Origin of the sequence: Pseudomonas fluorescens (genome assembly GCF_003732425.1) — a bacterium.
In the GTDB taxonomy this organism is placed as follows: domain Bacteria; phylum Pseudomonadota; class Gammaproteobacteria; order Pseudomonadales; family Pseudomonadaceae; genus Aquipseudomonas; species Aquipseudomonas fluorescens_BE.
In genome coordinates this window covers 353219-379797 of sequence record NZ_MOBX01000016.1, presented here as the reverse complement: position 1 = coordinate 379797, position 26579 = coordinate 353219, and the positions used below count along the sequence as shown (strand labels likewise).

The window sequence follows — 26579 nt, the reverse complement described above, 5'->3', positions numbered from 1 at the left end:
TGTTTCAGCGCACCTGCACCACCACCTTGCCCACCGCCTTGCGCTGGCCAAGGTCATTGATCGCCTGCGCTGCATTGCTCAGCGGATAGGCCTGCGACACCAGTGGCTTCAACTTGCCCTTGGCAAACCAGCCAAACAATTGCTGGAAGTTCGCCGCGTTGTCTTGCGGCTGGCGCTGGGCGAAGGAGCCCCAGAACACACCGAGCACTGCCGCGCCTTTGAGCAGGGCAAGGTTGACCGGCAGTTCCGGGATGCGCCCGCTGGCAAAACCCACCACCAGCAGGCGACCATTCCAGGCGATGGCGCGGATGGCCTGGTCGAACAGGTCGCCGCCGACCGGGTCGTAGATCACATCGGCGCCCTGGCCATCGGTTAGGCGTTTGATTTCGTCCTTGAGGCTGGTTTCGCTGTAGTTGATCAGCTCATCGGCGCCGGCAGCCTTGGCCACGGCAAGTTTTTCCGCGCTGCTGGCGGCGGCGATGACGCGGGCGCCCATGGCTTTGCCGATTTCCACCGCCGCCAGGCCGACACCACCGGATGCACCGAGCACTAGCAAGGTTTCGCCCGGTTGCAGGTTGGCGCGTTGCTTGAGCGCGTGCATCGAGGTGCCGTAGGTCATGCTGAATGCGGCGGCGATGTTGAAGTCCATCGACGGCGGGATCGGCAGCACGTTATAGCCTGGCACCGCGACCTGCTCGGCGAAACTGCCCCAGCCGGTCAGGGCCATGACCCGGTCACCAACCTTGAGGTGGCTGACCTTTTCCCCGACTTCGCGAACCACGCCAGCCGCTTCACCACCCGGCGAGAACGGGAAGGGCGGCTTGAATTGGTACTTGCCCTCGATGATCAGCGTGTCCGGGAAGTTGACCCCTGCGGCGTGCACGTCCAGCAGGATTTCGTTCTTCTTCAGGGCGGGGCTGGCGACGTCTTCCAGCACCAGCGATTCGGCAGGGCCGAAGGCTTTGCACAGCACGGCTTTCATCAGGGCTATTCCTTTGGGAGTGATGGCCGATAAGTGTAGATGTGTCAGTCAACGGGTCAACGAGCATGCCCGGCCCTGATAGTCAGCCATAAGCTTGTGCTTGCGCGGCGGGTCGTTATGCTAGGCCGCAAACCGGATAAGGAGCGAATTGTGAAAGCGTGGATCATGTTGTTGCTGGCCCTGTCTCTGCCTGTGGCAGCGCTGGCCGAAGAAGCTAAAGAAGGCGAGGCGCCGAAGGTCAACTACATCACCCTGAGCCCGCCCTTCGTGGGCAATTACGGGCTGGACGGCACGCCGAAGCTCAAGGTCTACAAGGCCGATGTGGCATTGCGCGTGACTGGCGAAGAGGCGACCAAACTGGTCAAGGCCAACGAGCCGTTGATCCGCAATCAACTGGTGGCGCTGTTCACTCAGCAGACCACCGAGGCGATGGGCAGTATCGAAGGTAAAGAGAAGCTGCGTCAGGAAGCGCTGAAACAGACCCAGCAAGTGATGAATGACGAGACCGGCAAGCCGGTGGTTGAGGATCTGTTGTTCAACAACCTGATCATTCAGTAAGCATTTAAAGTCAAAAGATCGCAGCCTTCGGCAGCTCCTGCAGGGAAACGCATTCCAATGTAGGCGCTGCCGAAGGCTGCGATCTTTTTTCGCGCGTCAGCGCAGCGCAATCACCGCCGCCCATTGCTCTGGTGTAACGGGCATCACCGACAACCGCGATCCCTTCTGCACCAACGGCATTTCCGCCAGCGCGGTCTGCTGTTTCAGGTAATCGAGCTTCAACACCCGCGCAAACGTTTCGACGTGTTCAACGTCAATCGCACTCCAGGCATTTTTCTCCGCTGTGGCCTTCGGATCGAAGTAATGACTCTCCGGTTCCAGTGCGGTGGGATCCGGGTACGCCGCCACGATTATTTTGCCGATTCCGGCAATACCCGGTTCCGGGCAGCTGGAATGGTAGAAAAAGAACTCATCGCCCACCGCCATCGCCCGCAGGAAGTTACGCGCCTGATAATTGCGAACCCCGTCCCAGCGCGCTGTGCCGAGCTTTTCCAGACCTTTGATCGAGAGTTCGTCGGGCTCGGACTTCATCAGCCAATAGGCCATGGTTTTTTGCTCCTGAAACGGTCATTGGGCAGGTTGTCCGGCAATTTTATGACAAACCGACAGTCGGTTGACGTCAGCGTTTGCGCGCAGGTTCACGTTGTCGCAAAATGCCGGCCTTTAAAGCTTGACGCTGCTGCACGGCCTACAAACGGAAACCGCTGCTGTCATCGTGATGATGTGCCTTGAGGGGGGCAATCGATGAAACGCAAACCGGATTTACTATGGACTTTGGTAATTTTGTTCGGCCTGGGCGTCGTGACTACCGGTTACGCGCAGAGCCTGTGGTCCAACAAGGCCGATGCGCCGATTGAAGTCGCGCAACAGGTGCAACAGTCGACAGCCTTCAAGCGCTGAAACGGCTTTTTCGACGCCGCTGTTCTGCGCGGCGTCCTATCCCGCGAAATACCACGCCTTGTCGCTGACCGTGCCTTGTAACGGTACATCCCAACTCGCCTGCGCCAAGCGTTCGACCTTTTGACATTCATGGGCCAGGCCCAGCAGCGTTGGTTTGCGCCAGCTTTTGCGTCGAGCCAGATACGCCAGGCTGCGATCGTAAAAACCGCCGCCCATCCCCAGTCGCCCGCCGACATCGTCAAACCCTACCAGCGGTAACAACACCAGATCCAGCGCCCAGACCTTGCGTTGCCGAGCCAGATTGGCTCGCGGTTCGAGAATGCGGAAACGATTGGGTTTGAGTTTCTCGCCGGGACGAATCCGCTGGAAAACCATTTTGGTTCGCGGCCAGGCGCTGAGCACCGGCAGATAAGTCGCTTTGCCCCGACGCTGCGCTTCACGCAGCAGCAGGCGCGGATCGATTTCGCCGTCGGTGGGCAGATACAGAGAGATATGTTTCGCCCGGCGAAAGTGCGGGTCTTGTGCCAATTGCCGGTACAGGCCTTTGGCAGCCTGGCGTTGTTCACTTTTGCTCAGTGAGCGGCGTGCCTTGCGCAGCAGGCGGCGGAGTTGCGGGCGGGGCAGCAGCGCGGGTTCGGTCATGGTTCGGCTTCGGCAGGTTGGACGAAAACGTACGCATAAAAAATCCGATGGCGGTTTTCACCGACATCGGATTCGAATCAGGCTCCCCGGATGAACCGCTGTCAACTTAGCCCTTGAACCCGAAAGTTCAAGGTGGAAGATGCAGTAGACTTTAAGGCTTTCCGTCTAGCGGACATGCACACCAGCCCAACGTGCAACTTCCAGGGTAGTGCGAATCGGCTCAGGGACATCGTCAACTGGCAAGCACCCCAGGGAGTGCCGCGAGTATACCGCAAGCGGCCGGTTGAATCAGCCCTTGCTGGTGTTCTGATCGTCGGCGAGGACCAGATCGACACGATCGAGCAAGTCGCGCACCTGTTCACGGGTCGAACCGCTGGCCTGGATATCCGGGCGCTCTTCTTTGTGCAAGAGGTCGTGGGTGATGTTCAGCGCAGCCATCACGGCGATGCGGTCGGCACCGATGACTTTGCCGCTGCTGCGGATCTCGCGCATCTTGCCGTCCAGATAGCGCGCGGCACTGACCAGATTGCTGCGTTCTTCCTGCGGGCAGATGATCGAATACTCTTTGTCGAGGATCTGCACGGTGACGCTATTGCTTGAACTCATGAGTCTTGCTCCAGGGCCTTGAGGCGCGAAATCATCGATTCGACCTTACGCCGGGCGATTTCGTTTTTTTCAATGAGGTGAGCGCGTTCCTCGCGCCAGGTCTTTTCCTGAGCTAGTAAGAGTGCATTTTGACTCTTTAGTTGCTCGACTCGGCCAATCAGCAGTTCGAGTCTGGCCATCAGCGCTTGCAGGTCGGTGTCTTCCATTGTGTCCACGTGTTCGTCTGATGGGAGGTAGCTGGCGGACAGCCTTTAATAGTCTTGGCGAGTCTGTCGATGTAGGATACAAGGCCTTCATTCTAGACATAGCGCCGTCTGGCGCCTAGCTGCCCATGACCATTGCGAATTCCCCGTACCAAGCCTTTGCCACCCTGCTGACCTCCAGCGGCCACAACGTCTCGCCTGCCGAACTGCATGGCCTGCTGCTCGGGCGCAGTTGCGCCGGTGCCGGCTTCGATAACGAAGGCTGGTTGATCGACGCCGCCGAACTGCTCGAAGGCGACATCCAGGACAACGTCCGCAACGCCCTGATCGGCCTGCAAGAGATGGTCAAAGGCGAACTGACCGGCGACGACGTCACTGTCGTTCTGCTGCTGCCGACTGATGACGCGCCGCTGGCTGACCGCGCCGCTGCTCTGGGCCAATGGTGCCAGGGCTTCCTCAGCGGTTTCGGCCTGAACTGCCGCGACAGCAGCATGCTCAGCACTGAAGCCACCGAAGTGCTGCAGGATCTGGCCGCCATTTCCCAAGTGCAGGATGCTCTCGAAGAATCCGAAGACGGCGAAACCGACTACATGGAAGTCATGGAGTACCTGCGCGTTGCGCCGTTGCTGCTGTTCTCGGAAACCAAGAAAGCCGACGTGCCGCCAGCCGCCAAGCCGTCGCTGCATTAATCGCGTGCCAGGGAAAGCCATCTGCCCATGACCCATATCCCGAAAGCGGAATACAGCCGTCGCCGCAAGGCCCTGATGGCGCAGATGGAACCCAACAGCATCGCGATCCTGCCCGCCGCCGCGGTCGCCATTCGCAACCGCGACGTCGAGCACGTCTATCGCCAGGACAGCGACTTCCAGTACCTCAGCGGGTTTCCCGAGCCGCAAGCCGTCATCGTCTTGATGCCTGGCCGCGAACATGGCGAATACGTGCTGTTCTGCCGTGAACGCAACGCCGAACGCGAATTGTGGGATGGCTTGCGCGCAGGCCAGGAAGGCGCGATCCGCGAATTTGGTGCCGACGACGCTTTCCCGATCACCGATATCGACGACATTCTCCCGGGCCTGATCGAAGGCCGCGACCGGGTGTATTCGGCGATGGGCAGCAACCCCGAATTCGATCGGCACCTGATGGACTGGATCAATGTGATCCGCTCCAAGGCCCACCTCGGCGCTCAGCCGCCGAACGAATTCGTTGCCCTGGATCATCTGCTGCACGACATGCGCCTGTATAAATCGGCGGCAGAAGTGAAGGTGATGCGCGAAGCCGCACGGATCTCGGCGCAAGCCCATATCCGCGCGATGCAGGCCAGTCGGGCCGGGCTTTACGAGTACAGCCTCGAAGCTGAACTCGATTACGAATTCCGCAAGGGCGGGGCGAAGATGCCGGCCTACGGCTCGATCGTCGCCGCCGGGCGCAACAGCTGCATCCTGCATTATCAGCAGAATGACGCGCTGCTCAAGGACGGCGATCTGGTGTTGATCGACGCCGGTTGCGAGATCGACTGCTACGCCAGTGACATCACCCGCACCTGGCCGGTCAACGGCACGTTTTCGCCCGAGCAGAAAGCGATCTATGAGTTGGTGCTGGCCTCGCAGGAAGCCGCGTTCGCCGAAATCGCCCCGAACAAGCACTGGAATCAGGCGCACGAAGCCACGGTTCGAGTGATTACCACGGGGCTGGTGAAACTTGGATTGCTGCAAGGCGAGGTCGACGAGTTGATCGCCAGCGAAGCCTATAAAGCCTTTTACATGCACCGCGCCGGTCACTGGCTGGGCATGGATGTACACGACGTCGGCGAGTACAAGGTCGGCGGCGAGTGGCGGGTGCTCGAGGTCGGCATGGCGCTGACCGTGGAGCCGGGCATCTACATCGCCCCGGACAATCAGAACGTCGCGAAGAAATGGCGCGGCATTGGCGTACGCATCGAGGACGACGTGGTGGTGACCAAAACCGGTTGTGAAATCCTCACCAGCGGCGTGCCGAAAACCGTCGCTGAAATCGAAGCGCTGATGGCGCAAGCAAGGACACACGCGGCATGAGTCGAGTCAATCTGGCAATTATCGGTGGCGGTCTGGTCGGCGCCAGTCTGGCGTTGGCCCTGCAGGCCGGCGCCAAGGCGAGAGGCTGGAAGATCGTCCTGATCGAGCCGTTCGCTCCGGGCGACAGTTGGCAGCCGAGCTACGACGCACGTTCGTCGGCGCTGTCCTTCGGTTCGCGGCAGATTTATCAACGGCTGGGCGTGTGGCAGGAAATCTCCCGTCGCGCCGAGCCGATCAAGCAGATTCACGTCTCTGATCGTGGCCGCTTCTCCACCGCGCGTTTGTCGGCGATGGAAGAAGGCGTACCGGCTTTGGGTTACGTGGTGGAAAACGCCTGGCTCGGCCAGTGCCTGTGGCAGCACATCGACAAAGACGTGATCAGCTGGCGCTGCCCGGCGGAAGTCACGCGCATGGAACCGCTGCCCGACGGCTATCGCCTGACCCTCAACGATGAAACCACTCTTGAATGCGACCTCGCGGTGCTCGCCGATGGCGGTCGCTCCGGGCTGCGCGAACAGTTGGGCATCAACGTGCGCAAGCGCCCGTACAACCAGAGCGCGCTGATCGCCAACATCACCCCGAGCGAAGCGCACAACGGCATGGCCTTCGAGCGTTTCACCGACGAAGGGCCGATGGCGCTGCTGCCGCTGCCGGACAACCGCTGCGCACTGGTCTGGACCCGTCTGGGAATGGACGCGCAGCGTCTGGCGGATTTGAGCGAGCGCGATTTCCTCAGCGAATTGCAGGGCGTATTCGGTTATCGCCTCGGCACGTTGAAACAGGTTGGCGCACGGCATCTTTATCCGCTGACGCTGGTCGAGGCCGAAGAACAAGTACGTTCGCATCTGGCCGTGCTCGGCAACGCCGCGCATAGCCTGCATCCGATTGCCGGGCAGGGTTTCAATCTGTCGTTGCGTGATGCCGATGCCTTGGCCGCTGCACTGTTGGCCAGCGATAAACCGCTGGGCGACTTCGCCACCTTGCAGGCGTATCGCGAGCGTCAGCGACTCGATCAGGACCTGACCGTCGGTTTCTCCGATCAGGTCACGCGCCTGTTCGGCAGCACCCAGCCGCTGGTTTCGCTGGGGCGTAACATCGGCCTGCTCGGTCTCGATCTGTTGCCGCCGGCCAAGCGCTGGTTTGCCCGTCAGGCGATGGGTCTGGGAACCCGACCGGATGCTTAAGTGGCTGACCGCAACATTCGGCAAGGCGCGACTGATGCGCTGGGTGATGACGTTCTACCCGCCGTACCTTGGCGCCGGTGTTCGGGTTCGGCATATCAGCGATGACTTCCGCGACGTTCAGGTGTCGATGGGGTTGGGCTGGTACAACCGGAACTATGTCGGCACCCAGTTTGGCGGCAGCCTGTATTCGATGGTCGATCCGTTCTTCATGCTGATGCTCATGGAAAACCTCGGTTCGCGCTACATCGTCTGGGACAAAGCCGCTGACATCGACTTTATTGCGCCGGGCAAAGGCCCGGTGTTCGCCCGGTTCAGCATCGACGAGACACTGCTCGCCGAGATTCGCCGGCAAACCGCCGATGGCGAGAAATACCTGCCGCAGTTGCAGGTCGACATTCATGACGGCGCCGGCAACCTCGTGGCGCGGGTCGGTAAAACCCTTTACGTGCGGCTCAAGCCGCAAGCGAGACAGGCTTAAAGCATGGAAATGCGCGCAGATCTGCTGATTGTCGGAGCCGGAATGGTCGGCAGCGCCCTGGCGTTGGCGTTGCAGGACAGCGGGCTGGAAGTCCTGCTGCTCGACGGTAGCCCGTTGAGCGTCAAACCCTTCGATGTCGATGCGGCATTCGAACCGCGTGTGAGCGCCTTGTCGGCCGCCAGCCAACGCATCCTCGAACGCCTCGGCGTGTGGGACGGCATCGCCAAGCGCCGCAGCAGCCCGTACACCGACATGCACGTCTGGGATGGCAGCGGCACCGGGCAGATTCATTTCTCGGCGAGCAGCGTGCATGCCGATGTGCTCGGTCATATCGTCGAAAACCGTGTGGTACAGGATGCCTTGCTCGACCGTTTGCACGATTGCGATTTGGGCATGCTCGCTAATGCGCGGCTGGAACAGATGCGCCGCTCCGGCGATGACTGGCTGCTGACGCTGGCCGATGGTCGTCAGTTGCGCGCGCCGTTGGTGATCGCGGCAGATGGTGCCAATTCGGCGGTTCGCCGCCTCACCGGGATGGCCACGCGCGAGTGGGATTACATGCACCACGCCATCGTCACCAGCGTGCGCAGCAGCAAACCGCACCAGATGACCGCCTGGCAGCGTTTCACCGATCACGGGCCGTTGGCGTTTCTGCCGCTGGAGCGTGACGGGCAACAGGATTGGTGTTCGATCGTCTGGTCGACCACGCCGAGCGAAGCCGAGCGCTTGATGGCGCTGCAAGAAGCGGATTTCTGCCGTGAGCTGGAGCGCGCCTTTGAAGGTCGCCTCGGCGAAGTGATCAGTGCCGATCCGCGACTGTGCGTGCCACTGCGTCAGCGTCATGCCAAACGTTACGTGGCTGAAGGCCTGGCGTTGATCGGTGATGCGGCGCATACCATTCACCCGTTGGCGGGGCAGGGTGTCAACCTGGGTTTCCTTGATGCGGCGGTGTTGGCGGAAGTGCTGTTGCAGGCGGCCGAGCGCGGTGAGCGTTTGGCGGATGTGAAAGTGCTGAGCCGTTACGAGCGCCGGCGCATGCCGCACAACCTGGCGCTGATGGCGGCGATGGAGGGCTTTGAGCGGTTGTTCCAGGCTGATCCGTTGCCGGTGCGCTGGCTGCGTAATGCCGGGTTGAAGCTGGTTGAACAGATGCCGGAGGCGAAGGCTCTTTTTGTGCGTGAAGCTCTCGGGTTGACCGGGGATCTTCCGGCCCTCGCCAAACCCTGAGATTTACACGACCTTGTGGCGAGGGAGCTTGCTCCCGCTGGGCTGCGAAGCGGCCCCAAATTCGGTGCTGGCCGAAACGGGAGTCCTTCGGCCTCCAGCGGGAGCAAGCTCCCTCGCCACAGGAGGCAGTTGATGCTGGCTGTGCAACATCTGGTAACTCCTTCAACAAGAGTTCGATTGAGGTGGTAAATGTGAGTCCTTATCATTTGGCCCACATTTCCCGACCGAGAGACCACTCCCATGTTGGCACCCAAGCGTCTTCTGACCGCACTGGCCCTGACCCTGATCGGCAGCACAACGGCCCAGGCCGCTGATGAGGTGGTGGTTTACTCGTCGCGCATCGATGAACTGATCAAACCGGTCTTCGATGCCTACACCGCCAAGACCGGGGTGAAGATCAAGTTCATCACCGACAAGGAAGCGCCGCTGATGCAGCGCATCAAGGCCGAAGGTGAAAACGCTACTGCCGACCTGTTGCTCACCGTTGACGCAGGCAACCTCTGGCAGGCCGAGCAGATGGGCATCCTGCAACCGTTCACCTCGAAAACCATCGACGCCAACATTCCGCTGCAATATCGCTCGTCCACCCACGCCTGGACCGGCCTGAGCCTGCGCGCGCGCACCATCGCCTACTCCACCGAACGCGTGAAGCCGGGTGAGCTGACCACCTACGAAGCGCTGGCCGACAAGAACTGGGAAGGGCGTCTGTGCTTGCGCACGGCGAAGAAGGTCTACAACCAGTCGCTGACCGCCACCATGATCGAAGTCCACGGCGCCGAGAAGACCGAGAAGATCCTCAAGGGCTGGGTGAACAACCTGTCCACTGACGTGTTCTCTGACGACGTTGCGGTGCTCGAAGCGATCAACGCTGGTCAATGCGATGTTGGCATCGTCAACACTTACTACTACGGCCGCCTGCACAAGCAGAAGCCGGAGCTGCCGGTGAAGCTGTTCTGGCCGAATCAGGCCGATCGTGGCGTGCACGTGAACCTGTCGGGCATCGGCCTGACCAAACATGCGCCGCACCCGGAAGCGGCCAAGGCTTTGGTTGAATGGATGACCACGCCTGAGGCGCAGAAGATTTTCGCTGACGTGAACCAGGAATTCCCGGCCAACCCGGCGGTGGCGCCTTCCGAAGAAGTGGCGGCGTGGGGCAAGTTCATCGCTGATACTTTGCCGGTGGAAGTGGCGGGCAAGCGTCAGGCTGAGGCGATCCGGATGATGGATCGGGCGGGCTGGAACTGACCCGGTCACTCGTACGATACCCAGTGATTTCTCTGTGGCGAGGGAGCTTGCTCCCGCTGGGGCGCGAAGCGGCCCTAAGGCGTCCTCGCCGCTAGTCTGAGTTGATCTGGTAATCTTTCGCGGCTGCTTCGCAGCCGAGCGGGAGCAAGCTCCCTCGCCACAGAATATGGCCGGCGCAGAACCTGTGTCGGCCCTGTAATTTTTGAGAGCTCTTTTGGCCCACCCCGCCCAACGCCGCTGGTACCCCGTCGTCTTCGCCATCGCCGCGCTGGTGCTGTTGCCCCTGAGCGTTCTGCTGCTCTCCTGGCAGACCATCGACCAGCAAATCTGGTCGCACTTGTGGCAAACCCAGATGCCGCGCCTGCTCGGTAATACCCTGACGCTGGTTGTTGGCGTCGGGGTCGGTGTGACGTTGCTCGGGGTCAGCCTCGCCTGGCTCACCAGCCTCTGCGAATTCCCCGGTCGGCGCTGGCTCGACTGGGCGCTGATGTTGCCCTTCGCCATTCCCGCCTATGTGCTGGCCTTTGTTTTCGTCGGCCTGCTCGACTTTGCCGGCCCCGTGCAGACCCTGCTGCGCGAATGGTTCGGCACCGGCCTGCGCCTGCCGCGCGTGCGCTCCACCGGCGGGGTGATTATCGTGCTGGTGCTGGTCTTTTATCCCTACGTTTACCTGCTGGCGCGCACGGCGTTCCTCGCCCAGGGCAAAGGTCTGATGGAAGCGGCGCGAGTGCTCGGCCAATCGCCGTGGCAAGCCTTTTGGCGGGTGGCGTTGCCGATGGCCCGTCCGGCCATTGGCGCTGGCGTGGCGCTGGCGCTGATGGAAACCCTGGCGGATTTCGGCGCGGTCTCGGTGTTCAACTTCGACACCTTCACCACGGCGATCTACAAAACCTGGTACGGCTTCTTCAGCCTGCCGAGTGCGGCGCAACTGGCCAGCCTGTTGCTGCTGGTGGTGATGCTGGTGCTCTACGGCGAACGTCGCGCGCGTGGCGCCAATCGGGCGAGCAACGAACGGCCACGGGTGAAAGCCCTGTATCACTTGCGCGGGCTCAAGGCCTTCGCGGCGATGAGCTGGTGCGCACTGGTGTTCGCCTGCGCCTTCGTCATTCCGGTGCTGCAACTGATCGTCTGGTTCTGGCAGCGCGGCCGTTTCGATCTGGATGAGCGCTACGCCGGGCTGATCCTGCACACCTTGTATCTGGGCGGCATGGCGGCGCTGATTACCGTCAGCGTTGCGCTGTTATTGGCGTTTGCCCGGCGGCTGGCGCCGACGCAGGCGATCAACTCCGGCGTTGGTCTGGCCAACCTGGGCTACGCCTTGCCGGGTTCGGTGCTGGCAGTGTCGATCATGCTGGCGTTCAGTTATCTGGATCGCGAGCTGGTGATTCCGCTCTCCGGTTGGCTCGGTGGTGCGGGCAAACCGCTGCTGCTTGGCAGTCTGGCGGCATTGCTGATGGCCTATCTGGTGCGTTTTATTGCGGTGGCGTACGGGCCGCTGGAAAGCAGTCTGGCGCGTATACGGCCCTCTTTGCCCGAAGCAGCACGTAGCCTCGGTGTCAGTGGGCCACGACTGTTTTTCAAAGTGTATCTGCCGTTGTTGCTGCCGGGCACGCTGAGCGCGGCGTTGCTGGTGTTCGTCGATGTGCTCAAGGAAATGCCCGCGACCCTGCTGATGCGCCCGTTTGGCTGGGACACGCTGGCGGTGCGGATCTTTGAAATGACCAGTGAGGGCGAATGGGCGAGGGCATCGTTGCCGGCGTTGACCCTGGTTCTGGTCGGCTTATTGCCGGTTATCGGATTGATCCGGCGCTCGGCGCACCGAAACACTTAGTCGTCAGTCCTGAATCATGCGGCTACAATGCGCGGCATTCGGTGCGGTTCGTCTGAGAGACCCGTTCGCTGAAATCGGCTGAAAGCCTTCTATTTCGCGGCTTTCACCCGTGCAGCGGCTGTCCGCACCTTCGCCACGCCCGGAAGGAGAAACCCATGGGACAGCGTACGCCTCTGTATGACCTGCATCTCGCCCTCGGCGCGAAGATGGTCGATTTTGGCGGTTGGGACATGCCACTGCATTACGGCTCGCAGGTTGAGGAGCACCACGAAGTGCGCCGCGATTGCGGGGTGTTCGATGTATCCCACATGACCGTGATCGATGTCACCGGCAGCCAGGCCAAGGCCTGGCTGCAGCATTTGCTGGCCAACGATGTCGACCGCCTGCACCGCCCCGGCCGTGCGTTGTACAGCACCATGCTCAACGAGCGCGGCGGCATCGTCGACGACATGATTGTCTACCGCCTCGACGACGCTTATCGTCTGGTGTTCAACGCTTCGACCCGCGATCAGGATCTGGCCTGGATGAACGCGCAGCTCGGCGGTTACGACGTGCAACTGCACGAACGCTCCGAGCTGGCGATGCTCGCCATTCAGGGTCCGCAGGCCCGGCACAAGATTGCCGAACTGGTGACCCAGTCCCGCGCCACGCTGATCCAGCATCTCAAACCTTTCGAAGGCTACACCGACGGTGACTGGTTCATCGCGCGTACCGGCTATACCGGTGAAGATGGTCTGGAAATCTGCCTGCCGGCCAATCAGGCGCCGGGGTTCTTCAACGACCTGGTCGGTGCCGGCATTTCCCCGATCGGCCTCGGTGCCCGCGACACCCTGCGGGTTGAAGCCGGGATGAACCTGTACGGGCAGGACATTCATCAGGACGTTTCGCCACTGGCCTCGAACATGGCCTGGAGCATTGCCTGGGAACCCGCCACGCGCCAGTTCATTGGCCGCGCCGCGCTGGAAGCGGAAAAAGCCGCCGGCGTTGCGCACAAACTGGTCGGCCTGGTGCTGGAAGAACGCGGTGTTTTGCGCGCTCATCAAGTGGTTCGCATCGCCGATGTTGGCGAAGGAGAGATCACCAGTGGTAGTTTCTCTCCTACGCTGAGCAAATCGATTGCCCTGGCGCGTGTTCCGATGGCCACCGCCGACCGCGCCGAAGTGGAAATCCGTGGCAAGTGGTACCCGGTACGGGTGGTCAAACCGACCTTCGTACGCCATGGCAAAACTTTGATCTAACCTTTTCCGGCGGGCATGACCGCTGACCCAATTCCAGAGGACACCGAAGATGAGCAATATCCCCGCTGAACTGCGTTTTGCCGAAAGTCATGAATGGGCACGTCTGGAAGCCGACGGCACCGTCACCGTGGGCATCAGCGATCACGCGCAGGAAGCGCTGGGTGATGTGGTGTTCGTCGAGTTGACTGAAGTGGGTAACAAATTCGCCGCTGAAGATCAGGCAGGTGTGGTTGAGTCGGTGAAAGCCGCTTCCGACATCTACTCGCCGATCGCTGGTGAGGTCATCGCCGTCAACGAAGAGCTGAGCGCTTCTCCGGAACTGCTGAACTCCGATCCGTACGGTGCGTGGATCTTCAAACTCAAGCCAGCAAACGCCGCCGACCTGGAAAAACTGCTCGACGCTGCCGGCTACAAGGCTGCCATCGGCGAGTAAGCTTTGAGCGACACCGCAAAGCCCCGACCTGTCGGGGCTTTTTTATGGGCGACGAAAATCCCTTGTGGGAGTGAGCCTGCTCGCGAAGGCGGTGGGTCAGCCACATGGATGTCAACTGACAGTGCGCCTTCGCGAGCAGGCTCGCTCCCACAGGGAATGGGGTCTGTTCTTGAAATTTGCGTTAGACACGGGCTGCTATGCTGGTTTGACCGTGTTGCATTGACGCCGAGCGCCAGCCAAGAGAGAGCCCGTCATGTCCCAGTTGCCGTCCCTGAGCCAGTTACGCGACCCCGAAGCCTTCCTAAGCCGACACCTCGGCCCCGATGCTGCCGAACAACAGGCGATGCTCGACAGCCTCGGCCTCGGCAGTCGGGTCGAACTGATCGAACAGACTGTACCGCCGGCCATCCGCCTTAACCGCACACTGGATCTGCCACCGGCCCTCGACGAACAAGCGGCGCTGGCCAAATTACGCGGTTACGCCGAACAGAATCAGGTCTGGACCAGCCTGATCGGCATGGGCTATCACGGCACCCTCACGCCAACCGTCATCCTGCGCAATGTGCTGGAAAATCCCGGCTGGTACACCGCGTACACCCCGTATCAACCGGAGATCGCTCAAGGCCGGCTCGAAGCGCTGTTGAATTTCCAGCAACTGACCATCGACCTCACCGGCCTCGAGTTGGCCAACGCTTCGCTGCTCGATGAAGCGACGGCGGCTGCCGAAGCCATGGCACTCGCCAAGCGTGTGGCGAAGTCGAAGAGCAATCTGTTTTTCGTCGATGAAAACTGTCATCCACAAACCATTTCGGTGGTGCAGACCCGCGCCGAAGGTTTCGGCTTCGAATTGATCATCGATGCTGTGGATAACCTCAAACAGCACCAGGTGTTTGGTGCGCTGCTGCAGTATCCCGACACCCATGGCGAGGTGCGTGATCTGCGCCCGCTGATCGACCATTTGCATGCGCAGCAAGCGCTGGCCTGTGTAGCGACGGATTTACTCAGTTTGCTATTGCTGACGCCACCGGGTGAATTGGGCGCCGATGTGGTGTTCGGCTCATCCCAGCGTTTTGGCGTGCCGATGGGGTATGGCGGCCCGCACGCGGCATTCTTTGCTAGCCGCGAGGAATACAAACGGGCGATTCCGGGGCGGATCATCGGCGTGTCGAAAGATGCCCGGGGCAACGTCGCGTTGCGCATGGCATTGCAAACCCGTGAGCAACATATCCGCCGCGAGAAGGCCAACTCGAACATTTGTACGGCGCAGGTATTGCTGGCCAACATCGCCAGTTTTTACGCGGTGTATCACGGGCCGGAAGGTTTGAAACGCATCGCCCAGCGCGTGCATCGGCTGACCTGCATTCTGGCCGCCGGGCTTGAGCGCAAGGGGATCAGTCGGGTCAATGCGCAGTTCTTCGACACGCTGACGCTGGAGGTCGGCGGTGCGCAAACGGCGATCATCGAGAGCGCCCAGGCTGCGCAGATCAACCTGAGGATTCTCGGGCGCGGCCGGGTCGGACTGAGTCTCGATGAAACCTGCGATGAGCGCACCGTGGCGAAATTGTTCGATGTGCTGCTCGGTGCCGATCATGGGTTGAATGTTGACGAACTCGACGCTGAGAACCTCGCTGCAGGCATACCCGACAACCTGCAGCGCAACACACCCTACCTGCGTCACCCGGTGTTCAACGCCCACCACAGCGAAACCGAGATGCTGCGCTATCTCAAACAACTGGAGAACAAGGATCTGGCGCTCAACCAGTCAATGATCCCGCTGGGCTCCTGCACCATGAAACTCAACGCCACCAGCGAGATGATCCCGATCACCTGGCCGCAATTCGCCAATCTGCATCCGTTTGCGCCCCGCGAGCAGGCCGTCGGTTACACATTGATGATCGAGGAGCTGGAGCGCTGGCTGTGCGCAATCACCGGGTTCGATGCGATCTGCATGCAGCCCAACTCCGGCGCTCAGGGCGAGTACGCCGGGCTGCTGGCGATCCGCAAATACCACGAGAGCCGTCAGCAGGGGGCACGAGAGATCTGCCTGATTCCGTCCTCGGCCCATGGCACCAACCCGGCCTCGGCGCAGATGGCCGGGATGCGCGTGGTGATCGTCGAGTGCGATGAGGCCGGCAACGTCGATCTGGAAGATCTGAAAGCGAAAGCCGCCGAGGCTGGGGATAAGTTGTCGTGCCTGATGGCGACCTATCCGTCGACCCACGGTGTGTACGAGGAGGGCATCAGCGAGATCTGCGAGGTTATCCACAAGCATGGCGGTCAGGTCTACATGGACGGCGCCAACCTCAATGCGCAGGTCGGGCTGACGCGGCCGGCGGACATCGGCGCCGATGTGTCGCACATGAATTTGCACAAGACCTTCTGCATCCCCCATGGCGGCGGCGGGCCGGGCATGGGGCCGATCGGCATTCGTGCGCATCTGGCGCCGTTCGTCGCCAATCATCCGGTGGTGCCGATCGACGGGCCACTGGCGCAGAACGGTGCGGTCAGCGCGGCGCCATGGGGCAGTGCGAGCATTCTGCCGATCAGCTGGATGTACATCGCCATGATGGGCCCGCAACTGGCGGATGCCAGCGAGGTGGCGATTCTGGCGGCGAACTATCTGGCCGAGCATTTATCCGGCGCGTTCCCGGTGTTGTACACCGGGCGCAACGGGCGCGTGGCTCACGAATGCATTCTCGACCTGCGGCCCTTGAAAGCGCTGACCGGGATCAGCGAAGAAGACGTCGCCAAGCGTCTGATGGATTACGGCTTCCATGCGCCGACCATGTCGTTTCCGGTGCCGGGCACCTTGATGGTCGAGCCGACCGAGAGTGAATCCAAGGCTGAACTGGATCGTTTTATCGGTGCGATGCTGAGCATTCGCGCAGAAATCACCGAAGTGCAAAACGGCAACTGGCCGGCCGAGGACAACCCGTTGAAACGGGCGCCGCATACCCTGGCGGATGTCACCGGAGTTTGGGAACGGCCGTACAGCATCGAGCAGGGCATCACCCCGGATGCGCACACCAAGGCGCACAAATATTGGCCGGCGGTGAATCGGGTGGATAACGTTTACGGGGATCGCAACCTGTTTTGTGCCTGTGTCCCGGTGGACGATTACCGCTGAAGATCAAAAGATCGCAGCCTTCGGCAGCTCCTACCCTGATCCCTGTAGGAGCAGCCGAAGGCTGCGATCTTTTGATTTCGCTTTAAAAAAATGCCGCTCGATCGAGCGGCATTTTTGTCGGGGCAAGGCTTACTCGGAAGCCACCGCGTTCTTCGCCAGAATCGCGTTCGCCAGTTCCATGTCCGTGGCCTGCAGGCCCGGATTGTCGGCGCGGACTTTCTGCATCGCGGCTTCCAGATAGGGCCCACGAATGCCGCCATCACTGGCAACGAAGCTGCCGGCATCGTCCTGTGCGGCGATGATCAGCTTGTGATCCTTGAAAGTCAGGTAGGTCGAACCGGTAGTGGCACCGGACGAGATGACGTTACGCCAAAAGCTGTCCGCCATGGCCGAACCAACGGGAAGGGACAGCAAGGCCAGAGTGGCGACAGCAAGTTTGAGACGCATGATGTGATGACTCCTGGGGGTTAACTAGGGCCTTGGATCGCTACTTCCCCGATCCGGTTCCCTGCCGTCCCGTATCTGCTCATTTCTGCTCGCTTTGCGGCGTCACTCGCAGCACTTCCTCAACGGTCGTCAGCCCCGCCGCGACTTTCTGTGCCCCGGACAGACGTAAACTGCGCATGCCTTCCTTGAACGCCTGCCGACGAATCGCCGTGAGGTCGGCGTCCGGGGTGATGAACGCCTTGAGGCTGTCGCTCAGTTGCATGATCTCGTAGACCCCGGCGCGGCCGCGATAACCGGTGTCGCGGCATTCCACGCAACCGATGGCACGTTGCGCGTTGCCCGGCAGCGGTGCTTGCCACGGGCGGGTCAGGGTTTGCCAGTCTTCCTCTGCCAGCGTCAGCGGTGCTTTGCAGTGCGGGCACAACGTGCGCACCAGACGCTGGGCCATGACACCGAGCACGGTGGCCTTGATCAGGTAATGCGGCACGCCGAGTTCGAGCAGACGGCTGATGGCGCTGGGGGCGTCGTTGGTGTGCAGGGTCGACAACACCAGGTGCCCGGTGAGCGCCGCTTGTATCGCCATTTCAGCGGTTTCCAGGTCGCGGATCTCGCCGATCATGATGATGTCCGGGTCTTGCCGCATCAGCGCACGCACCCCGGCGGCGAAACTCAGGTCAATGTTGTGCTGCACCTGCATCTGGTTGAACGCCGGTTCGACCATTTCGATCGGGTCTTCGATGGTGCACAGGTTGACCTCAGGCGTCGCCAGTTTTTTCAGCGTGGTGTACAGCGTGGTGGTCTTGCCCGAGCCGGTCGGCCCGGTGACCAGAATGATGCCGTTGGGCTGGCGGGTCATGTCCTGCCAGCGGCGCAAATCGTCGGCGCTGAAGCCTAATTGGTCGAAATCCTTGAGCAGCACTTCCGGGTCGAAAATCCGCATGACCATTTTTTCGCCGAACGCGGTGGGCAGCGTTGAAAGCCGCAGCTCGACTTCGCCGCCGTCCGGGGTCTTGGTCTTGACCCGGCCGTCCTGGGGTTTGCGCTTCTCGGCGACGTTCATGCGACCAAGGCTTTTCAGGCGACTGACAATCGCCATGGTTACCTGCGGCGGGAATTGATAGACGTTATGCAGCACGCCGTCGATGCGAAAGCGCACGGTGCCTTGTTCGCGACGCGGCTCGATGTGGATATCACTGGCGCGCTGCTGGAAGGCGTACTGGAACAGCCAGTCGACGATGTTGACGATGTGCGCATCGTTGGCGTCCGGTTCCTGATCGCTGGCGCCGAGGTTGAGCAGTTGTTCGAAGTTGCCGAGGTTGCCGCTCTGGGCATCGGCATTGCTGGCGCCACTGACCGATTTGGCCAGGCGGAAGAACTCGACGCTGAAGCGCTGGATATCCGTCGGGTTGGCCACCACCCGTTTGATCGGCAGCTTCAATACGTGGGTGAGATCGGCTTCCCAGCCAGTGACATAAGGCTGGGCACTGGCCACGGTGACCGAGTCGCGATCGACCGCCACGGCGAGAATCTTGTGCCGTTGCGCGAAGGCGTAAGACATCAACGGCGTGATCGCGGCGACGTTGATCTTTAACGGGTCGATGCGCAGGTACGGCTGGCCGGCCTGCTGCGCCAGCCACAGGGTCAGGCTTTCCAGGTCGAGGTGTTTGCCTGGACGACTGAGGTCGTCGAGTTGCTGACTGGCGATGAACTCCAGCGGATGCATCTGGGCGTGGGCCGCGTGACGGCGACGGGCATTCAGCGCCTGCTCGGCCGCATCCTGGCCGATAAAGCCTTGGGCGACCAGTTCACGCAGCACCTCGTTGAGTTCCAGCCAGCGGTCCTGAGTGGCAAGTTGAACGGACATGCGGGCTTCCTTTTGAGCGACAGTGCGCAAAAGGATAGTCGCGGCCCCGCAGACCGTTGGGCCACTACCCGACGAAGCCGTTGCCGGATTTGTCAGCCAGCGGCTTGTGCCGGCGCGTCCCAAGTACTTTCGGCGTTTTGCAGGTTCACCGAACAGACGCTGATCAGGTTACGAAGTTTTTCCGCGATCACTTGCGCGCGATGCCAGCTCAGGCCGCCCATGACCAGGTCGATCGACAACAGATCATCCATGCGCTGCACGTTGACCTGCTCGGGCGTGAGGAACTGCAGCGCGAACAGGTTGAGCACCCGCACCAGCAGATCCGGCTCGGCCTCGGCGAGAATCTGATATTGCGCCAGGCAATGAGCGTTGCTGACATTCCAGACATCGGCGCGGGTTGGCGGGGAGGTGACGGCTTCGAGGTGTGGCATGGCGAGTCTCCAAAATTTCTGGAGGAATTTTTACATTCGGTGGCGGGTATTTCTTGGCTATGATCGACGTTATTGGCGATTGATCGAATGGATTAATTCGCATGATCTTCGATTAGAGGTTTTTCTATGCACAGTGAGCTGGACGGCTACGACCGCAAGATTCTCGCCCTCCTGCAAGAGGACGCCTCACTGTCGAGCGCACAGATCGCCGAGCAGGTCGGTCTGTCGCAATCGCCATGCTGGCGGCGGATTCAGCGGATGAAGGAGGAGGGGATCATTCGTGGCCAGGTGACCTTGCTCGATCGCAAGAAGATCGGCCTGAACACGCAGATCTTTGCCGAGATCAAACTCAACGCCCACGGGCGTTCGAACTTCACCGAGTTTACCGAGGCGATTCGCGGCTTTCCGGAAGTGCTCGAGTGTTATGTGCTGATGGGCGCGGTGGATTTTTTGTTGCGGATTGTCGCGGCGGACATCGAGGCGTATGAGCGGTTCTTCTTTGAGAAGCTGTCGCTGGTGCCGGGGATTCAGGAAGTGAATTCGATTGTGGCGCTTTCCGAAATCAAGTCCACCACCAGCCTGCCTGTCTAGTGCTGGCGGCCTTTGTGGCGAGGGAGCTTGCTCCCGCCGGGCTGCGAAGCGGCCCCCAAAATCTGCAATCGCAGGAGTTGGGAGTCCTTCGGCCTCCAGCGGGAGCAAGCTCCCTCGCCACAGTGTTCAGGTGTTACTGAGCATTACATGCGCAGGAGCATTTTCCACGCGCGATTCTGGTAAACCGCAATCGCCTGCTGCTTGCGTGCATCGAGCAGTTCGTCAGTAATGGTCGGCTCGTTGGCCAGTTGCGCCAACTTGTTCAGCTCGCCGTACAGACGATCCATTTCCGGGATTTCCAGCACGTTGCGCGCGTGGTGCAGCCAGACCTGAATGCGCTCGATACGCGGCAGTTGCTCAGCCAGATCTTCCGGCTGCTGCTGATAACGTTGCAGTTGCAGAGCCGTGGCTTCTTCGCCCAACAGGCGTGGCAACCAGCTGTGCAACTGTGCGCCACCCTGACGGTTGCCGCGAACGTTGCGGTCGGCGGTCCAGGTGCGAGCCAGCAGCCAGCGCGACGTGCTCAGCGAGAACAGGCCCCAGCGCGGGTCTTCGAGTTCTTCGAGGAACTGCTCCGGCGCAGCCTTGCGTACGTCCTCATCTTCGATACCGGCCTGCACCAGCGGACGCCAGTCTTCCAGCAACGCATCCAGCGCGACGCGCAAGTTGTGGGTCGACTGACGCGGTGCGGCCTGGCCGAGGCTGCTGAGCAGGGCGCGCATTTCCGCGAGGTTTTCGACCCAGTCGAGCAACAGGCGCCAGTGGCCGTTGAAACGGTACTGTTCAGCCAGACGCTGGCTGCTGCCAAGCAAGTGCCAGCTCAGTGCGGCGAAGGCGTCGTCGAGTTGGGTTTCCGGGGTCAGCTCCGCTGCCGGCAGGCTTAGCGAGTAGCTGTTGGCGTCGTATAGACGATAGCCGCGCTCAGCCTTGCTGATGTCACACGGCATCAATGCCAGGGTTTCGGCCAGCTCGGCAGCCAGTTCCAGCAGCGCGGCAGGCTCACCTTCGCGCAGCTCGAGTTCCAGTTCGCAGATTTCTTCTTTCTGCTTGCCGACTACCACGTGACCGAGATCCAGCGCGGCTTCGATGACCACTTTGGTCTTGCCACGGCCCCAGGCGATTTCGGCGCGCTCGCGGACGAAATCAGTGGTGAAGATCGGCTTCAGGGTTTTCTTGTCCAGCTCGGCCAGTGACTTGGGCCAGCATTCGCCGTCGAGTTTTTTCACGTCGAGCTTGGCTTTCGGCAACTTCCAGTCGTATTCATTGCGTTCGGACAGACCGGCAACGCTCTGGCCACGGGTCTTGAGGGTCTGAATCACTTCGTCACCGTCCTTGCGCAGGCGCAGGGCGACTTTGGCCTGGGCCAGATCGCGCTCGGGGGTGTCGAAGTACTGGTTCATCAACTCACGGCGTTCCCAGCCACTTTTGTTGCGTTTTTTCAGTAGCGGGTGCTCGCGCAGGGCGGCGAGGGTTTCGCGGCTGACGCGGAGTTTGATTTCTGTTTCTTTCTGCATGGCCGGAAAATCCAGGATCGGGAGCGCAGCCGGGGAATATGTGGCTGCCAAGGCCGTGCAGTGTACAGGACTCAAACTTCCTACGCCCTGCGGCGGTTTATTCCGAGCGCCGGATGGTTCTATGATGGACTTCAATTCGGGAGTTGGGAGTCAGCGATGCCTTTGCCGTCCATGCAAGACCAGTTCGCTGCGCTGATCGCCGCGCCATCGGTCAGCTGCACCCAACCGAACCTCGATCAGTCCAACCGCGCGGTGATCGATTTGCTCGCCGGTTGGCTGGGTGATCTGGGTTTCAACTGCGATATCCAGCAGGTCAGCCCGGGCAAGTTCAATCTGCTCGCCAGCTTCGGCAGTGGCCCCGGCGGGCTGGTGCTGGCCGGGCACAGCGACACGGTGCCGTACGACGATGCGTTGTGGCAGACCGATCCGCTCAAGCTGACTGAAGTCGATGGCCGTTGGGTCGGTCTGGGCAGTTGCGACATGAAGGGCTTTTTCGCCCTGATCATCGAGGCAGTGCAACCACTGCTCGATCAACCGTTCAAGCAGCCGTTGCTGATCCTCGCCACCTGCGATGAAGAAAGCTCGATGTCCGGAGCCCGAGCGTTGGCCGAGGCCGGGCGTCCAATCGGCCGTGCGGCGGTGATCGGCGAGCCGACCGGGCTCAAGCCGATCCGCATGCACAAGGGCATCATGATGGAGCGCATCGACATTCTCGGGCAGAGCGGCCATTCGTCGGATCCGCGCCTGGGCCATAGCGCCCTCGAAGCCATGCACGATGCGATCGGCGAACTGCGCGGCCTGCGTCTGCTATGGCAGCGTGAATTCAACAATCCGCAGTTCAGCGTGCCGCAACCGACGATGAACTTCGGCTGTATCCATGGCGGCGATAATCCCAACCGCATCTGCGGTCAGTGTTCGCTGGAATTCGATCTGCGGCCGCTGCCGGGCATGGACCCGAAAGTCCTGCGCGCGGAGATTCTGCGCAAACTCAACCCGGTCGCCGAACGCCACCAAGTGAAGATCGACTACAAGCCTTTGTTCCCGGAAGTGCCGTCGTTCGAGCAGGCCGAAGACGCCGAATTGGTGCGCATCGCCGAAAAACTCACCGGTCACAGCGCCGAAGCAGTAGCGTTCGGCACCGAAGCGCCTTATCTTCAGCGCCTTGGCTGCGAAACCATCGTGCTCGGCCCCGGCGACATTGCCTGTGCGCATCAGCCCGGCGAGTACCTTGAAATGTCACGTTTGCAGCCTACCGTGCATCTATTACGGCAACTGATTGAACATTACTGCCTGAAGAATTGAACGCATCTCTTGTAGGAGCTGCCGAAGGCTCGGGCCGCGATCGGACGATCTTTTGATCTTGTCTTTTAAAAACAAAGTCAAAAGATCGCAGCCTGCGGCAGCTCCTACAGGGCAAGTCGTTAAATTAGTGGAAATCCAACCCGTATTCATGAGGAGAGCGCGCGTGTCGCCAAGCCTGTTCCGACGATAACCATCAGCCCGCTGTGCGTTTTCCGTTTCGCTCCTTTTTCGGCTGCTATTTATTACAGGCCCAGGTTCATGCCCGAATACGTCAATTGGCTTCGTCACGCGTCCCCCTACATCAATGCCCACCGCGACTGCACCTTCGTCGTCATGCTGCCCGGCGACGGCGTGGAGCATCCGAATTTCGGCAACATCGTCCACGACATCGTCCTGCTGCACAGCCTCGGCGTGCGCCTGGTGCTGGTGCACGGTTCGCGCCCGCAGATTGAAACCCGTCTCGCCGCCCGTGGCCTGACCCCGCATTACCACCACGGCATGCGCATCACCGATGCCGCAACTCTGGAATGTGTGATCGATGCGGTCGGCCAATTGCGCATCGCCATCGAAGCGCGTTTGTCGATGGACATGGCGTCGTCGCCGATGCAGGGCTCGCGTCTGCGCGTGGCCAGCGGCAACCTTGTTACCGCGCGGCCGATTGGCGTGCTCGAAGGTGTCGACTATCACCACACCGGCGAAGTGCGCCGGGTCGACCGCAAGGGCATCAATCGCCTGCTCGACGAGCGTTCGATCGTTCTGCTGTCGCCGTTGGGTTACTCGCCGACCGGTGAAATCTTCAACCTCGCCTGCGAAGACGTCGCCACCCGCGCTGCCATCGACCTGGGCGCGGACAAACTGCTGCTGTTTGGGGCTGACCTCGGTCTGATCGACGAGAACGGCAAACTGGTGCGCGAGTTGCGTCCACAGCAAGTACCGGCGCATTTGCAGCGTCTGGGCAGCAGCAATTATCAGGCGGAACTGCTCGATGCCGCCGCCGAAGCCTGCCGAGGCGGTGTGGCGCGCAGCCACATCGTCAGTTACGTCGAGGATGGCGCACTGCTGACCGAACTGTTCACCCGTGACGGTGGCGGTACGCTGGTCGCCCAAGAGCAATTCGAACTGGTCCGCGAGGCGGCGATTGAAGACGTTGGCGGCTTGCTCGACCTGATCAGTCCGCTGGAAGAGCAGGGGATTCTGGTGCGTCGCTCGCGCGAAGTACTGGAGCGTGAGATCGAGCAGTTCAGCGTGGTCGAGCGTGAAGGCATGATCATCGCCTGTGCGGCGCTGTATCAGATTGCCGATTCCGACGCCGGTGAGCTGGCATGCCTGGCGGTGAATCCGGAGTACCGCCACGGCGGTCGCGGCGATGAACTGCTGGAGCGCATTGAAACCCGTGCGCGGGCGCAGGGTTTGAAGACGCTGTTCGTCCTCACCACCCGTACCGCGCACTGGTTCCGCGAGCGCGGTTTCGAGCCGAGCAGCGTTGAACGCCTGCCAGCGGCGCGGGCTTCGCTGTACAACTTTCAGCGTAATTCGAAGATCTTCGAAAAGACCCTTTGATTCATCAGGGTGTGGCGAGTGGGGGCAGGCTAAAAAGTCCCCACATTGCTGCACCTGTTGTGCATTCCACTCTGAACCTCTCCTTCTGATTCCCTCCGCTGAAATCCCCGGCTGAAATGACTTGGTGCTCTCCGGCAAGGACGGCGGCTGCGCCTTGCGTGAAAAAATTCTCCCGACACACAAACTGTAACAATTGATCCGGATAGTGCGCTGGGTTGGCTGCTGGGGTGATGAAACTGTTACAGGATTGTTTCAGGGCAAATCCGTTCAGACAGGGCAGCTTAATACTCTTCAGGAATTAATCCGCGCGTTGTAGTGGGGAGTACCAGAGCGTGCAAATACAGGGCTTAAATTCCTAAAGGGTATTAGAAAAGAAGGTGTCCATTCTTTTCAGATTCATGACGAACTCATGAACCTGCAGGGACCAAAAACCGCTGATTAGACTATGGTCGTAGACACACAAAGTTACGATTGACTTGTGGGTCACGCTCTGGCGCTAATCGCTAACCTTTGGAACCCGGGCATCGATCCGGGCCAGGTCAACAAGAATTAGAAACGAGAGGAGCTTAACAATGAATAAGTCCACCTTGGCCGTGGCTGTGGCCTTTGGGGTATTGGCGCAGCAGGCAGGTGCCGCGGGTTTCATCGAAGACAGCAAGGCTTCTATCAGTTCCCGCACCATGTATTTCAACAACGACAACCGTGATGGCGGCGCAGATCAGAAAGAAGCCGCGCAGGGCTTCAAGTTTGATTACCTGTCCGGTTTCACTCAAGGTACCGTCGGTTTTGGTCTTGATGTGCAGGCGCTCAGCGGCATTCACCTGGATGGTGGCCGTGGGCATCACCCAGACAATAACTCGTTTAGCCCAAGTGATTCCGACGGTTCAGCAACGCAGTCCTGGAGCCGCGTAGCGGGTAACGTCAAGGCACGTCTGTCCAAGACCGAAGCTCACCTGGGTGGCGCTCTGCAACCTAGCTTGCCGATTCTGGTTGCTAACGATAGCCGTCTGCTGCCTCAAACCTTCGAGGGTGGCACGATCACCTCCAAGGAAATCGACAACGTCACCTTCAATGCTGGTCAGCTCGAGCACGCTGTGGGTCGCGCCTCGACAAACAGCACTGGCCTGGCGGTAGCGGGTGGTACCGAGGACAGTAACCAGTTCCGCTATGCCGGTGCTGACTGGAAAGTCACCAAAGACCTGACCCTGCAGTACTACCATTCGAACCTGCAGGATTATTACAAGCAGAACTTCTTTGGCCTGGTACACGTGCTTCCGATCGGCACCAACCAGTCGTTCAAGACCGATATCCGCTATTTCGACAGCAGTTCCGATGGCAAAAACGGGGACGCAGGCTACCGCTTCAATAACAACGGTGGTTATGCCAAGAACCCGGGCGAGGTCGATAACAAGACCTGGAGCGCCATGTTCACGTACACCTTGGGTGGCAACGCCTTCTTGCTCGGCCATCAACGCGTCAACGATGACGGTGGCTTCGTCTACCTGAACCAAGGCAACGTGGTCGATGGCAACGGTCGCCCTGAAGGTGCCGGCGGTGCCAGTTTCTATCTGTTCACTGACTCCATGATTAACGGTTTCGTCCGAGCGGGTGAAAACACCACTTTCGGTCAGTATTCCTATGACTTCGCAGGGCTGGGTGTACCGGGTCTCAAAGCCTCTATCGCTTACCTGCATGGTGACAACATCAAGGCAACGAATGGCACCGGTAGCGATATGTCCGAGTGGGAACGAGACATGCGGATTGATTACACCGTTCAACAGGGTGCTCTCAAAGGTTTTGGTGTGACATTGCGCAATGGTGTTTATCGCGGCAGCGAAATCAATATTGCCGATCAGGATCAGACCCGCCTGATCTTCAACTACACCTACAGCTTCCTGTAACAAGTCCTGAAAAAAACCTTGCCGCTCGGCAAGGTTTTTTTTGCGCATTTTTTCTATATTCCAAAAAATAAGTCTTACGGTGTTTTTTATTCTTTTTGTGTTCTTCGACGAAAGCCTAAAGTAGACCCGTCCGGTATTCAAAAGACGCTGCGGTGTTTTGGCATTTTTGTCCCTCGACAATCTGAAGGCTTCAGGAATCGGTGTTGAAGCCGATACCTCCAGTCTGCGGTGTCTTTCCATATGCCCAAGCGCTCTGAAAAAGAG

At 60.4% G+C, this 26579-nt stretch carries 25 protein-coding genes and 1 other RNA gene; 16 read left to right on the top strand and 10 right to left on the bottom strand.

Annotated features, from left to right (window positions below):
* Positions 1-4: 4 nt before the first annotated feature.
* Positions 5-982, bottom strand: coding sequence for an NADPH:quinone oxidoreductase family protein (locus BK670_RS27400; protein ID WP_123454496.1), 978 nt, complete (start codon positions 980-982; stop codon positions 5-7).
* Positions 983-1132: 150 nt separating this feature from the next.
* On the opposite strand from BK670_RS27400, the gene BK670_RS27395 reads away from it, so the two are divergent.
* On the top strand, positions 1133-1540 hold the full coding sequence (locus tag BK670_RS27395) for a flagellar basal body-associated protein FliL (protein ID WP_027610485.1): 408 nt from the start codon (positions 1133-1135) through the stop codon (positions 1538-1540).
* Between the two features lie 96 nt (positions 1541-1636).
* On the opposite strand, the gene BK670_RS27390 is transcribed toward BK670_RS27395, so the two are convergent.
* The gene (locus BK670_RS27390; RefSeq protein ID WP_123454494.1) at positions 1637-2086 is read right to left on the bottom strand and encodes an EVE domain-containing protein; all 450 of its coding nucleotides are present in this window, start codon (positions 2084-2086) and stop codon (positions 1637-1639) included.
* A gap of 198 nt (positions 2087-2284) precedes the next feature.
* Here BK670_RS27390 and BK670_RS29715 point away from each other — a divergent pair, with 198 nt between their 5' ends.
* Entirely contained in the window at positions 2285-2440 is a 156-nt protein-coding gene (locus BK670_RS29715) for a hypothetical protein (protein ID WP_016985917.1), read from the top strand.
* 36 nt (positions 2441-2476) lie between these two features.
* Here the strand turns inward: BK670_RS29715 and BK670_RS27385 are convergent, their stop codons facing one another.
* The 4 genes from BK670_RS27385 to BK670_RS27370 form a co-directional block, all read right to left on the bottom strand.
* Positions 2477-3082 carry a 5-formyltetrahydrofolate cyclo-ligase gene (locus BK670_RS27385; RefSeq protein ID WP_123454492.1) on the bottom strand — a complete coding sequence of 202 codons (606 nt, stop codon included), beginning with the start codon at positions 3080-3082 and terminating at the stop codon, positions 2477-2479.
* Between the two features lie 79 nt (positions 3083-3161).
* Positions 3162-3340, bottom strand: a non-coding RNA gene (gene ssrS, locus BK670_RS27380) — 6S RNA.
* A gap of 30 nt (positions 3341-3370) precedes the next feature.
* On the bottom strand, positions 3371-3688 hold the full coding sequence (locus BK670_RS27375; RefSeq protein ID WP_093429754.1) for a cell division protein ZapA: 318 nt from the start codon (positions 3686-3688) through the stop codon (positions 3371-3373).
* Positions 3685-3894: a TIGR02449 family protein gene (locus BK670_RS27370; RefSeq protein WP_007911197.1), complete on the bottom strand. Its 210-nt coding sequence runs from the start codon at positions 3892-3894 to the stop codon at positions 3685-3687. The genes BK670_RS27375 and BK670_RS27370 overlap by 4 nt, the downstream gene beginning before the upstream one ends.
* A gap of 125 nt (positions 3895-4019) precedes the next feature.
* On the opposite strand from BK670_RS27370, the gene BK670_RS27365 reads away from it, so the two are divergent.
* The 10 genes from BK670_RS27365 (at position 4020) to gcvP (ending at position 16705) form a co-directional block, all read left to right on the top strand.
* Entirely contained in the window at positions 4020-4580 is a 561-nt protein-coding gene (locus BK670_RS27365) for a YecA/YgfB family protein (RefSeq protein ID WP_123454490.1), read from the top strand.
* A gap of 27 nt (positions 4581-4607) precedes the next feature.
* A complete protein-coding gene (pepP, locus tag BK670_RS27360; RefSeq protein WP_123454488.1) occupies positions 4608-5942 on the top strand; it encodes a Xaa-Pro aminopeptidase in 1335 nt (444 codons plus the stop codon).
* Positions 5939-7126, top strand: coding sequence for a 2-octaprenyl-6-methoxyphenyl hydroxylase (ubiH, locus tag BK670_RS27355; RefSeq protein WP_123454486.1), 1188 nt, complete (start codon positions 5939-5941; stop codon positions 7124-7126). The genes pepP and ubiH overlap by 4 nt, the downstream gene beginning before the upstream one ends.
* The gene (locus BK670_RS27350) at positions 7119-7604 is read left to right on the top strand and encodes a DUF4442 domain-containing protein (RefSeq protein WP_123454483.1); all 486 of its coding nucleotides are present in this window, start codon (positions 7119-7121) and stop codon (positions 7602-7604) included. The genes ubiH and BK670_RS27350 overlap by 8 nt, the downstream gene beginning before the upstream one ends.
* A 9-nt stretch (positions 7605-7613) precedes the next feature.
* Positions 7614-8831, top strand: coding sequence for a 2-octaprenyl-3-methyl-6-methoxy-1,4-benzoquinol hydroxylase (locus BK670_RS27345; RefSeq protein ID WP_185036841.1), 1218 nt, complete (start codon positions 7614-7616; stop codon positions 8829-8831).
* 240 nt (positions 8832-9071) lie between these two features.
* Positions 9072-10076, top strand: a complete 1005-nt coding sequence (locus BK670_RS27340) for an extracellular solute-binding protein (protein WP_016772637.1) — start codon at positions 9072-9074, stop codon at positions 10074-10076.
* Positions 10077-10290: 214 nt separating this feature from the next.
* Positions 10291-11907: an ABC transporter permease gene (locus BK670_RS27335; protein WP_123454479.1), complete on the top strand. Its 1617-nt coding sequence runs from the start codon at positions 10291-10293 to the stop codon at positions 11905-11907.
* A 155-nt stretch (positions 11908-12062) separates the two neighbouring features.
* Positions 12063-13145: a glycine cleavage system aminomethyltransferase GcvT gene (gcvT, locus tag BK670_RS27330; protein ID WP_123454477.1), complete on the top strand. Its 1083-nt coding sequence runs from the start codon at positions 12063-12065 to the stop codon at positions 13143-13145.
* A gap of 49 nt (positions 13146-13194) precedes the next feature.
* Positions 13195-13578 (top strand): glycine cleavage system protein GcvH, encoded by a 384-nt coding sequence (gene gcvH / locus BK670_RS27325; RefSeq protein WP_123454475.1) that lies wholly within the window; start codon positions 13195-13197, stop codon positions 13576-13578.
* 253 nt (positions 13579-13831) lie between these two features.
* Entirely contained in the window at positions 13832-16705 is a 2874-nt protein-coding gene (gene gcvP, locus BK670_RS27320; RefSeq protein WP_123454473.1) for an aminomethyl-transferring glycine dehydrogenase, read from the top strand.
* A 129-nt stretch (positions 16706-16834) separates the two neighbouring features.
* On the opposite strand, the gene BK670_RS27315 is transcribed toward gcvP, so the two are convergent.
* From BK670_RS27315 to BK670_RS27305, 3 genes are all read right to left on the bottom strand, one after another.
* Positions 16835-17155 (bottom strand): DUF2388 domain-containing protein, encoded by a 321-nt coding sequence (locus BK670_RS27315; protein ID WP_171057234.1) that lies wholly within the window; start codon positions 17153-17155, stop codon positions 16835-16837.
* Between the two features lie 76 nt (positions 17156-17231).
* Complete coding sequence (tfpB, locus tag BK670_RS27310) at positions 17232-19016, bottom strand: type IV pilus assembly ATPase TfpB (protein WP_123454471.1); 1785 nt, start codon at positions 19014-19016, stop codon at positions 17232-17234.
* A gap of 92 nt (positions 19017-19108) precedes the next feature.
* Positions 19109-19447 carry a hypothetical protein gene (locus tag BK670_RS27305; protein WP_123454469.1) on the bottom strand — a complete coding sequence of 113 codons (339 nt, stop codon included), beginning with the start codon at positions 19445-19447 and terminating at the stop codon, positions 19109-19111.
* A 126-nt stretch (positions 19448-19573) separates the two neighbouring features.
* Between BK670_RS27305 and BK670_RS27300 the strand changes: the two genes are divergently transcribed.
* Positions 19574-20038, top strand: coding sequence for an Lrp/AsnC family transcriptional regulator (locus BK670_RS27300; RefSeq protein WP_095119879.1), 465 nt, complete (start codon positions 19574-19576; stop codon positions 20036-20038).
* A gap of 143 nt (positions 20039-20181) precedes the next feature.
* Here BK670_RS27300 and BK670_RS27295 read toward each other — a convergent pair whose 3' ends face one another.
* Positions 20182-21552, bottom strand: a complete 1371-nt coding sequence (locus tag BK670_RS27295; protein WP_123454467.1) for a CYTH domain-containing protein — start codon at positions 21550-21552, stop codon at positions 20182-20184.
* 156 nt (positions 21553-21708) lie between these two features.
* Here BK670_RS27295 and argE point away from each other — a divergent pair, with 156 nt between their 5' ends.
* The 3 genes from argE to BK670_RS27280 all read left to right on the top strand — a co-directional run bounded on the left by argE (position 21709) and on the right by BK670_RS27280 (position 26315).
* A complete protein-coding gene (gene argE / locus BK670_RS27290) occupies positions 21709-22854 on the top strand; it encodes an acetylornithine deacetylase (protein ID WP_123454465.1) in 1146 nt (381 codons plus the stop codon).
* Between the two features lie 258 nt (positions 22855-23112).
* Positions 23113-24414 (top strand): amino-acid N-acetyltransferase, encoded by a 1302-nt coding sequence (argA, locus tag BK670_RS27285; protein WP_123454463.1) that lies wholly within the window; start codon positions 23113-23115, stop codon positions 24412-24414.
* A gap of 572 nt (positions 24415-24986) precedes the next feature.
* Entirely contained in the window at positions 24987-26315 is a 1329-nt protein-coding gene (locus BK670_RS27280) for an OprD family porin (protein WP_123454461.1), read from the top strand.
* The last annotated feature ends 264 nt before the right edge of the window (positions 26316-26579 follow it).